The organism is Streptomyces katrae (genome assembly GCF_000966975.1).
GTDB lineage: Bacteria > Actinomycetota > Actinomycetes > Streptomycetales > Streptomycetaceae > Streptomyces > Streptomyces katrae.
The window spans coordinates 1-8,462 of the sequence record NZ_JZWV01000443.1; the positions used below are offsets into that span (position 1 = coordinate 1).

Here is an 8,462-nt window from a genome sequence, read left to right on the forward strand (position 1 = left end):
CCCGCAGGGCTACCACCAGGCCGACCCCCCGGCGCCCGCCGGGGGCCCCGGTGAGGGCCGGCCGCAGCCCGCGGGCGGGGCCCCGGAGGGGGACCCGTCCGAGGCCACCGCCGTCCTGCCCGTCGTCCCCGGCGCCCGCGCCGCCGAAGCCCGTACGCCCCACCCCCCGGCTGCCACGGCCCCCGCACCCGCCGGGGGCTGGGGCGCCGCCCCCGGTCAGGGCGGCGGCGGCCCCCGTAGCGGGCTCGACGCCGAGCGGGCCCGCCAGACGCGGATGGCCGTCGTCGGCGCCGTCACCGAGCGCTGGGCCCCCGAACAGGCCGGCCCCGTCCACGGCGGTCCCTGGCAGCTGGCCGCCCCCGTAGGCCCCGCCACCGACCTGTGGGCCCTCGGCGCCCTGCTGTACCGGGCCGTCCAGGGACACGCCCCGTACCCGGAGGAGAGCGTCGCGGAGCTCGTGGACATGGTCTGCGCCGAGCCCCCCGCCTTCGCCGAGGAGTGCGGCCCGCTGCGCCCCGTCGTGGAGTCCCTGCTGCGCCAGGACCCCACCGAGCGCCCCGACTTCGAGGAGCTGCGCGGCTGGCTGCGCTCGCTGGTCCGCTCCGCCCCCGAGCCCGACGGGGACTTCGTGTTCCCGCTGCCCGAGCCGGACCCCGCCCGCCTGCCCGAGGTGCGCCGCCGGGGGGACCTGCACGGCCGCCACCGCAACCCCGACGCCCCCCGCAAGCCGCGCTCCCTCGGCCGGACCCTGCTGGTCGGGGTCCTGGCGCTGCTCGTGGGCGGGGTGGCGTACGCGATGCTGTTCCTGCCGGGCGCCGACGGCCAGGACACCGGCCGGGCCCAGCAGCCCACGGCCGCCCAGAGCCCGGCGCCCCCCTCCCAGGCGCCGAAGACGCAGAAGCCCCCGCAGCAGTCGGCGCCCCCGGCCGCGCAGCCCTCCGGCACTCAGCCCTCCGGAGCGCAGCCGCCCGCCCAGCAGGCACCCGAGGGCTACACCCTCCAGCAGGACCCCGCGCACTTCACGATCGCCGTCCCCAACGGCTGGGAGCGCCAGTCCATCAACGAGGCCGGCCAGGTCCGCTACACCCAGGGCCAGTTCACCCTGATCGTGGTCCCGGGCCGGGACCGGGTCGAGGGCGGCTCCCCGGACCCGATGGGGTACCAGAAGGACAAGGAGGCGGAGCTGGCCCCGTACCGCAACTCCACCTGGGCCTCCGGGGGCGACGTGAAGTCGACCAGGGTGGGCCAGCAGCTGCGCGTGACCGGCCGCTACACCTGGATCGACGCGGCGGGCCGCTCCCTGTTCGCCCGCAACTTCGTCGTCGCGCTCGGCGGCGGCTACCACGTGGTCATGGTCACGGGTCCGGAGGACAACCAGGACAAGGTCACGGACGTCTTCGACAAGGCCACGGCCAGTTACCAGGCCGGAGGCTGACGGCCGATCAGTACGGCGATTGCGTCACAGTGCTGCCTCACGGGCCCCGCCCGGTACCGGCACCGCCCGCAGCCTCCGTAATCTGGCCCGGAGTGCACAGAGCGGCGGGGATTCGTGGAACAGCAGACAGGCGCGGGCGCGGTGCTCGCGGGCCGGTACCGGCTCGTGGAACCCATCGGCAGCGGGGGCATGGGCAAGGTCTGGCGCGCCCATGACCAGCTGCTGCACAGGACGGTCGCGGTCAAGGAACTGACGGCGGCCCTGTACGTCTCCCAGGCCGACCGGGAGGTCCTGTACGCCCGGACGCAGAAGGAGGCCCGGGCGGCGGCCCGGATCCAGCATCCCGCGGTCGTCACCGTGCACGACGTCCTGGAGCACGACGACCGGCCGTGGATCGTCATGGAGTACATCGACGGCCCCTCCCTCGCGGAGGCCGCCAAGGCGGCGGGGCGGATCGAGCCCCGGGAGGCGGCGCGGATCGGTCTGCACGTGCTGGGCGCGCTGCGCGCCGCGCACGCCGTCGGCGTGATGCACCGGGACGTGAAGCCGGGCAACGTACTGCTGGCCAAGGACGGCCGGGTGCTCCTCACCGACTTCGGGATCGCGGCGATCGAGGGCGACTCCTCCATCACCCGCACGGGTGAACTCGTCGGCTCCATCGACTACCTGGCCCCGGAGCGGGTCACCGGCGGCGCCCCCGACCCGTCCTCGGACCTGTGGTCGCTGGGCGCGACCCTGTACACGGCCGTCGAGGCCCGCTCGCCGTTCCGCCGGACCTCGCCGATCTCCAGCCTCCAGGCCGTGGTCAACGACGAGCCGCCCGTCCCGCGCCAGTCCGGCCCCCTCGGCCCGGTCATCACCGCGCTGCTGCGCAAGGACCCGGCCGAGCGCCCCTCGGCGGGCGAGGCCGAGCGGATGCTGATCGAGGCGATGGAGGGCCGGGAGCCCAAGGCGGCCCACGCGTACGTGCCCACCCGCGCGGTGACCGCCGAGGAGCGGGCCCCCGCCCGGGAGGCCGAGCCCCCGGCTCCGGAGCCCGCCCCCGCGCCGGCGACGGCCACCGCCCCCACCGAGCGGCCCTCGGCACTCGCAGGACGCACGCCGGGCCGGCTGCGGCGGATCGCGGTGGTGGCCCTCGTCGCGGCGCTGCTCGGCGGCGGCGGGGTCTTCGGCGTGCTGAAGCTGACCGGCGGGGACGCCTCGGACAACGCCGGCCCGGACGACAAGAACGTCTCCGCCCCCGACGGGCAGGACGACGGCGCCGACGCCCCGCCGAACGGCTACACCGAGGTCACCGACCCGGCGGGGTTCACCCTGTTCGTCCCGGAGGGCTGGACCCGCCAGATGGACGGCAACCAGATCGACTACACCGGGGACAACGGCAAGCACTACATCCGGATCGCCGCCGACCCCACCCCGGACTACCCGACCCCCTACGCGCACCTGCTCGACCTGGAGAAGCAGGTGGCGAAGCGGACGGACTACAAGCGGCAGAAGCTCAACCCGAACACCTTCCGGGACACCACCCAGGCCGTGCTGTGGGACTTCACGTGGACCGAGAAGGGGGTGCACGCCGGACCGCGCCGGGCCATCGAGCAGATGTACGTCGACAAGAACGGCACCGAGTACGCGATCTACATGACGGGCCCCGCCGAGGACTGGGCGACGACCCGCCGGCAGTTCGACACCGTCCTCAGCGGCTGGGAACCGGCACCGAAGAAGGGCTGACCGGCCACCGTGCCAGCGATTACTGGCACACTTGGCAAAAACCGGTTACCCACGGGTACCCAAAGCCTCCCTGGCGGAATACGCTCACCGCCATGACGGACTCGAAGGCTGCTGCCGCCCCCCTCCGCTCCGCACCCCGGCCCACCAACCCGGTCGCCCCGGCCCCGGCGGGCGCCCGTACCGCCGCCGATGTGGTGACCCCCGCCCTGATCACCCGGCTGACCCGCGGAGTCACCGGCTCCGGCAGCACCGCCAACCACACCCCCTTCACCGGGGCCAAGCTGGCGGACCTTCCCGAGGCCACCCCCGAGGACGTCGCGGAGGCCTTCGCCAAGGCCCGTGCCGCCCAGCCCGCCTGGGCCGCCCTCCCCGTACGGCAGCGCGCCGCCGTCCTGCTGCGCTTCCACGACCTGGTCCTCGCCCGCCAGTCCGAGGTCCTCGACCTCATCCAGCTGGAGACCGGCAAGGCCCGCCTGCACGCCCACGAAGAGGTCCAGGCCGTCGCCGTCTCCGCCCGGCACTACGGCCGCAAGGCCCCCGCCTACCTGCGCCCCAAGGGCCACACCGGCGCCATGCCCACCCTGACCAAGGTCACCGAGCTGCGCCAGCCGCGCGGGGTCGTCGGCCAGATCGCCCCCTGGAACTACCCCCTCGAACTCTCCGTGGGCGACGCCCTGCCCGCCTTCGTCTCGGGCAACGCCGTCGTCATGAAGCCCGACACCGAGACGGCGCTGACCGCCCTGTGGGCCCGCGACCTGCTCATCGAGGCCGGGCTGCCCGCCGAGGTCTTCCAGGTCGTCCTCGGCGAGGGCCCCGTCGTCGGCCCCGAGGTGGTCCGGCACGCCGACTACGTCTCCTTCACCGGCTCCACCCGCACCGGCCGCGAGGTAGCCCAGGGCGCCGCCGCCCGCCTCGTCGGGGTCTCCCTCGAACTCGGCGGCAAGAACCCCATGCTCGTCCTGCACGACGCCGACGTGGAGAAGGCCGCCGCCGGAGCCGTCCGCGCCTGCTTCTCCTCCGCCGGACAGCTGTGCATCTCCATCGAGCGGCTCTACGTCCACGACTCCATAGCCGACGCCTTCCTGGAGCGCTTCGCCGCCCGCACCAAGGCCATGCGGCTCGGCAACTCCCTCGCCTACGGCGCCGACATGGGCTCCCTCGTCGGCGAACGGCAGCTGGAGAACGTACAGCGGCACGTGGACGAGGCCGTCGCCAAGGGCGCCACCCTCGTCGCCGGAGGCGTGGCCCGCCCCGACATCGGCCCCCTCTTCTACGAGCCCACCATCCTCGACGGGGTCGAGGCCCCCATGGCGGTCTGCGCCGAGGAGACCTTCGGCCCGGTCGTCTCCGTCTACCGCTTCACCGACGAGGACGAGGCCATCGCCCAGGCCAACGCCACCGCCTACGGCCTCAACTCCAGCGTCTGGACCAAGGACGCCCGCCGCGGCCACGCCGTCGCCGCCCGCCTGCGCACCGGCACCGTCAACATCAACGACGGCTACGCCCCCGCCTACGGCAGCGCCCAGGCACCCATGGGCGGCATGAAGGACTCCGGGCTCGGCCGTCGGCACGGCTCCGAGGGCATCCTCAAGTACACCGAGGCCCAGACCGTCGCCCACCAGCGGCTGCTGCCGATGGCGCCCTCGCTCGGCATGGACGACGCGAAGTACGCCGAGCTCATGACCCGCAGCCTCAAGCTCCTCAAGACCCTCCGCTTCCGCTAGCCCGGAGCGGCCACAGCAGTCACCCCAGCACCCCAGGGCAACAGGCACGAACCGACCGCCGGGAGGCACCGCGCAGTGTCGTACGACCACGCATACGACTACGACGTCATCGTCATCGGATCGGGCTTCGGAGGGTCGGTCTCGGCACTGCGGCTCACCGAGAAGGGCTACCGGGTCGGCGTCCTGGAGGCAGGGCGCCGCTTCGACCGCGAGGACCTGCCCCGCAACAGCTGGGACCTGCGCAACTACCTGTGGGCGCCCGCCCTCGGGCTGTACGGGATCCAGCGCATCCACCTGCTCGGCAACGTGATGGTGCTCGCGGGCGCCGGCGTGGGCGGCGGCTCCCTCAACTACGCCAACACCCTCTACGTGCCGCCCGCGGCCTTCTTCCAGGACCGCCAGTGGGCCTCCATCACCGACTGGCGCGAGGAACTCGCCCCGTACTACGAGCAGGCCAAGCGGATGCTCGGCGTACGGCTCAACCCGACGATGACCCCCGCCGACGTCCACCTCAAGGCGGCCGCCGAGAAGATGGGCGTGGGCGACACCTTCCACATGGCGCCCGTGGGCGTCTTCTTCGGCGACGGCGAGGACGCCGGGGGCGGGCGGAGGGCCCGCCCCGGCCAGGAGGTCCCCGACCCCTACTTCGGCGGCGCCGGGCCCTCCCGCAAGGCCTGCACCGAATGCGGCGAGTGCATGACCGGCTGCCGGCACGGCGCGAAGAACACCCTGAACGAGAACTACCTCCACCTGGCCGAGCGCGCGGGCGCCGTCATCCACCCCATGACCACCGTCACCGCCCTCGCCGAGCACCCCGACGGCGGCTACCGCGTCCGCACCGTCCCCACCGACCACCGCCGCTCCGGCCGCGCCAAGGTGCTGCGCGCCCGGTACGTGGTCGTCGCGGCGGGCACGTACGGCACCCAGACCCTGCTGCACACCATGAAGGACCGCGGCGAACTGCCCCGCCTCTCCGACCGCCTCGGCGAGCTGACCCGCACCAACTCCGAGGGCCTGGTCGGCGCCCAGACCGACGACCGCCGCTACCGCAGGCGCCACCCCGGCGAGCCCCGGGCGGACTTCACCCGGGGCGTGGCCATCACCTCGTCCGTGCACCCCGACGCCGACACCCACATCGAGCCCGTCCGCTACGGCAAGGGCTCCAACGCCATGGGGTTCCTGACGGTCCTCCAGGTACCCCACAGCGCCCACCGGGTACGGGCCTGGTTCGCCCGCACCGCCCGCCACCCCGTGCAGCTGGCGCGCTCCCTGTCCAACCGGCGCTGGTCGGAGCGGACCATCATCGGCCTGGTCATGCAGTCGCTGGACAACTCCCTGACGACCTACCGCAAACCGGGCGGCCTCGGCAAGGGCCTGCTGACGGCCCGCCAGGGCCACGGCACCCCCAACCCCGTGCAGATCGCCGAGGCCACCCGGGCCGCGACCCTGCTGGCCGAGGAGATCAACGGTTTCCCCGGCAGCAACGTCGGCGAGCTGATGGGCACCCCGCTGACCGCCCACTTCCTCGGCGGCTGCCCCATCGGCGCCACTCCCGAGGAGGGCGTGGTCGACCCGTACCACCGGCTGTACGGCCACCCGGGCATCTCGGTCGTCGACGGTTCGGCGGTCTCCGCCAACCTCGGGGTCAACCCGTCCCTGACCATCACGGCCCAGGCCGAACGGGCGATGTCGTACTGGCCGAACAACGGGGAGGCGGACCCGCGGCCCGCGCAGGGGGAGGCGTACCGACGTCTCGCGGCGGTGGAACCGGTCCGTCCGGCGGTCCCTGAGGAGGCCTTCGGCGCGCTGCGGCTGCCCTTCCTCGCCGTCCCGGAAATTCCCCCGAGACAACCGGAAGCGAAAGGCTGAGCTCCGCGAACGACCGCGGCGGGTACCGCGCTCCCCCTCCGAGCGCGGTACCCGCCGCAGTACAGGAGTGGACAGGCGGTCGCCGGAAAAGGTTGTACCGGAATGCTTTGGGTGAAGCTGTGGTGTCGGTCACATGGCGTGCGGTGCAACCGAGGTACCCGTCCGGCGGTCACACCGGACATGAGACAGCGCATCTCCCTGCTGGCCGCATGCGGCCTGGTGGCCGCGGGACTCGTCACCGTCCCGGCCGCCGCGGCCCACGCCGCGGAACCCGTCTTCCGGCTGGTCGGCACGCCCGTCGGCCTCTCCCTCCCGCCCGCCCCCGCTACCGGCTCCCCGACGCCGGTGGCGCTGAACTACCGGCTGGAGGGAACGGCCGGGGCCACCTCCTTCGACGGGGAGTTCACCCTGACCGTCGACCTCTCCATGCTGAACGGCGTGGCGACCGTCCAGGAGAGCCCGCGCGCGGCGGTCAAGAAGTGCGCCCCCGCCGGCGCCACGCTCGTCTGCAAGCAGCAGGGCCTGCACCCGGGCGTCCCGGCCGGCGTGGACCTGGAGGTCACCCCCGGGAAGAAGGCCGGCGTCGGCGTGGTCAGGGTGACTGGCACGGCCGCCGGCGCCACCGTCGAGTCCGGCTCCACCGGCATCAAGGTCGGCGCACCCGACCTCGTCATGGGCGAGATGCGGCTCAAGAAGGACCTGAAGCCGGGCGAGACCCAGCCCCTGCCGCTCACGTTCAGCAACCAGGGCAACGAGCCGGCCAAGGGCATCGTCCTGGAGCTGGAGGCCAGCCGCGGCCTGGAGCTCCCGGAGCGGTACGACAACTGCACCTACCGCACCACCCGCACCTCGACCACCGCCGTCTGCACCGTCGAGGGCGACTTCGACCCCAAGGCGTCCTACGAGCTGGCCGGCGACAGCCCGCTCCACCTCACGGCCGGGGCGAACGCCCTGAACGAGCGGTTCGGCTACGCCGTCTACCCGGCGCCCGCCCCGCAGAAGGCCCAGGCGGACGCCGCCAAGCCCGGCACGGACCAGTCGCAGGCAGGCGGACCGGCGGACCGGGCGGTGCGCAAGCTGACCGCCCGCAAGGCCGCCCCGGTCGCACCCGTCGCCGAGCACGGCCCGGACCTCAACCCGGCCGACAACAAGCGCGAGGCCGTCCTCACCGTGGCGAACACCGCGGACTTCGAGGCCCTGCCCCTGACGGTCAAGGGCGCCGCGGGCACCACCGCCAAGGCCGTCGTCGCCATCCGCAACAACGGCCCGGCCTGGATCGCCGATCAGGGCGGCGCCCCCGCGGCCGTCGTCGACGTGGAGCTCCCCGCGGGCCTCAAGGCCGTCACGGCGCCCGCCGCCTGCCGCGCCGTCGGCGACGCCCACTACCGCTGCGCCACCACGCCCTCCGTGCTGGAGAGCGAGAACGCCGAGTTCCCCTTCGAGCTGAAGATCGAGAAGGCGGTCAAGGACGCCAAGGGCGCCATCCGGGTCGGCGCGGCCGGCCCGAAGGGCGAGCCCCAGCGGCACTCCTTCGACCCGAACCTGGCCAACAACCTCGCCGCCTTCACGGCGAACCCGACGGCCACCGGCCCCAGCCCCAGCCCGTCCGCCGGCACCGCCTCGCCCAGCGCCTCCACGAGCGCCTCGGCCTCCCCGGGCACCTCGGCGAGCGCCGGCAGCACCGCCAACGGCGGCAGGAGCGGCGG

5 protein-coding genes are annotated in these 8,462 nt (G+C 74.0%); all 5 read left to right on the forward strand.

Features of this window, described 5'->3' with window-relative positions:
• The coding region (locus VR44_RS16715; RefSeq protein WP_483855143.1) for a serine/threonine-protein kinase at window positions 1-1,435 on the forward strand (1,435 nt) is incomplete at its 5' end.
• 114 nt (window positions 1,436-1,549) lie between these two features.
• Window positions 1,550-3,163, forward strand: coding sequence for a serine/threonine-protein kinase (locus VR44_RS16720; RefSeq protein WP_045948304.1), 1,614 nt, complete (start codon window positions 1,550-1,552; stop codon window positions 3,161-3,163).
• A gap of 92 nt (window positions 3,164-3,255) precedes the next feature.
• Entirely contained in the window at window positions 3,256-4,887 is a 1,632-nt protein-coding gene (locus VR44_RS16725) for a succinic semialdehyde dehydrogenase (RefSeq protein ID WP_045948305.1), read from the forward strand.
• A gap of 75 nt (window positions 4,888-4,962) precedes the next feature.
• Window positions 4,963-6,756, forward strand: coding sequence for a GMC oxidoreductase (locus tag VR44_RS16730; RefSeq protein WP_045948306.1), 1,794 nt, complete (start codon window positions 4,963-4,965; stop codon window positions 6,754-6,756).
• A 180-nt stretch (window positions 6,757-6,936) separates the two neighbouring features.
• Window positions 6,937-8,462: COG1361 family protein (locus VR44_RS16735; RefSeq protein ID WP_045948307.1), on the forward strand; the 1,526-nt coding region annotated here is incomplete at its 3' end.